Genomic DNA, 1,730 nt, shown 5'->3' with positions numbered 1-1,730 from the left:
CCCTCGACCATCGAGCGCCTCGCCGACCAGTTCCAGCGCATCCTGCGCAACGCCGCCGAGCACCCCGACACCCCCATCCACGACATCGACCTGCTGGGCACGGCGGGCCGGGCCGAACTCGCCGCGCTGGCCACCAGCGCCGTCCACCCGCTGCCCACCGCCGCCCTGCCGGAGCTGTTCGCCGCCCAGGCCGCCCGCACCCCCGACGCCACCGCCGTCGTCTGCGGCAGCGACACCCTCAGCTACGCCCAGCTCGACACCGCCGCGGACCGCCTGGCCCGCCACCTGGTGGCACTCGGCGCGGGTGCGGAGAGCCGGGTCGCCGTCCTCCAGCAGCGCTCGACGGCGCTGGTGGTCAGCACGCTGGCCGTGGTGCGGGCCGGCAGCGCCTATGTGCCGCTGTCCGAGAGCTGGCCCGCCGAGCGGATGGACCTCGTACTGGCCGACACCGGCGCCGAGCTGCTGCTGGTGGACGCGGCCACCCGCGACCTGCCGTTCGTCCGGGCCCGGGCGGCGGCCGGCGTGCGGGTGGTGGACGTCTCGGCCCCGCTGCCGGAGGCCCCCGCCCGCCCCCTCCCGGCCGTCCAGCCGGAGCGGCTCGCCTACGTGATGTACACCTCCGGCTCCACCGGCACGCCCAAGGGCGTCGCCGTCACCCACGCGGACGTGGCCGCCCTGGCCGCCGACCACTGGTGGCAGCGGGACGGCCACCACCGACGGGTGCTGTTCCACTCCCCGCACGCCTTCGACGCGGCGACCTACGAGCTGTGGGTCCCGCTGCTGAGCGGCGGCCAGGTGGTGGTGGCGCCGGCCGGCGAGCTGGACGCCGAGCGGATGGGCCGGCTGATCGCCGAGCACCGGATCACCGCGCTCTGGCTGACCGCCGGCCTGTTCCGGCTGCTCGCCGAGGACGCGCCGCAGAGCCTGGCCGGCGTGCGCGAGGTGCTGACCGGCGGCGACGTCGTCCCGGCGGCCGCGGTGCGCCGGGTGCTCGACCTCCACCCGGAGCTGCGGGTCGTCGACGGCTACGGCCCCACCGAGACCACCGTGTTCGCCACCCGGCACCCGATGGAGGCCGGGGACGAGCTCGGCACCACCGTGCCGATCGGCCGCCCCCTGGACAACATGCGGGTCCAGGTGCTGGACGCCGGGCTGCGGCAGCTGCCGGTCGGGGTGCCGGGCGAGCTGTTCATCGCCGGTGCCGGTCTGGCCCGCGGCTACCTGGGCCGCCCGGCTGCGACGGCCGAGCGCTTCCTGCCCGACCCGTTCGGCGAGCCCGGCTCCCGGATGTACCGCACCGGCGACCTCGGCCGCTGGCGCCACGACGCGCGCGGTGAGGGCCGGCTGGAGTTCCTCGGCCGCACCGACGACCAGATCAAGCTCCGCGGCTTCCGCATCGAACCCGCCGAGATCGAGGCCCACTTCACCGCCCGCCCCGACATCGCCCAGGCCGCCGTCCTGCTCCGTGAGGACAACCCGGGCGACCAGAGGCTCGTTGCCTACCTGGTCCCCACGGCCGGCGACACGCCCGATCCCGCCGAACTGCGGGCCACCGCGGCCGCCCAGCTGCCCTCGTACCTGGTGCCGTCCGCCGTCGTCCTGCTCGACACCCTCCCGCTCACCCCCAACGGCAAGCTCGACCGCCGCGCCCTGCCCGCCCCGGCCACCTCCACCGACCCCACCGGCCGCACCCCCCGCACCCCCCGCGAAGAACTCCTCTGCGGCCTCTT

At 76.5% G+C, this 1,730-nt stretch carries 1 protein-coding gene; it reads left to right on the top strand.

The window, feature by feature from the left end; all coding sequences use genetic code 11:
* Positions 1 to 1,730 (top strand): amino acid adenylation domain-containing protein (locus tag ACFVHB_RS40095; RefSeq protein WP_380332923.1); only part of this gene is annotated, 1,730 nt, incomplete at both ends.

It is taken from the genome of Kitasatospora sp. NPDC127111, assembly GCF_042677465.1.
Lineage (GTDB): Bacteria > Actinomycetota > Actinomycetes > Streptomycetales > Streptomycetaceae > Kitasatospora.
Note: the sequence above shows the minus strand (reverse complement) of the source record. Positions and strands in the feature narration are given on the sequence as shown.